We start from the raw sequence: 562 nt of genomic DNA, 5'->3' as shown, positions 1-562 counted from the left end.
CTTGTAGGTCATTCCCGACTCGCGGAGGGCTAGCGCACGGGCCCGGCGTTCAGCAGCACGCGCCAGGAACTCCGTTCGAGGCTCAGCGGCGATGCGGCGAACAGTCCGCTCGGAGCACCCCAGTCGCTTTGCAAGTTCTTTGGCGGTTGTCTTCCGCCGTTGTTGGATTTCGGCAGGCATCAGAACGCCTCCTGCATGAAGGTCTCACGATCAATTTTGGTCTGGAAGCCGTGGTCTGCGTTGGCGGTGCGCATCTTGTCGGTGACGGTGCGGTTGCCGGTGGTGTGGCTTTTCTTGGCGCGGGCCGTTTGGGTGGCGGTGAATCGTGCGTCGTAGGCGGTGGGGCCGCCTTGGTGCCAGAACCTCCGCCAGGTCCAGCGGGAGATCGAACGGGCTAGGTGTAGCACTTCGGTCTCGTCCAGGGGGCCGCGGGTGAACTCGTCGCCGATGACGGACAGGTTGCGGTCCCAGGCGTAGGCGTGCACGACGGCTTCCCACTCGGTGGCGTCGTCGCAGTGGCGTCTCCAGGCGCGGTAGGCCCACCGGCGGGTGAGGTCGAACA

2 protein-coding genes are annotated in these 562 nt (G+C 65.5%); both read right to left on the bottom strand.

Annotated features, from left to right (window positions below; genetic code table 11):
- A partial coding sequence (locus tag ACFPCY_RS43080; protein ID WP_378265718.1) for an HTH domain-containing protein occupies positions 1-180 on the bottom strand: 180 nt, incomplete at its 3' end.
- On the bottom strand, positions 180-562 hold a 383-nt coding region (locus tag ACFPCY_RS43075; RefSeq protein WP_465251258.1), incomplete at its 5' end, for a hypothetical protein. The genes ACFPCY_RS43075 and ACFPCY_RS43080, both read right to left, overlap by 1 nt.

The organism is Actinomadura gamaensis, assembly GCF_042652125.1.
Classification (GTDB): domain Bacteria; phylum Actinomycetota; class Actinomycetes; order Streptosporangiales; family Streptosporangiaceae; genus Spirillospora; species Spirillospora gamaensis.
This window is presented reverse-complemented; position numbering and strand designations above follow the sequence as displayed.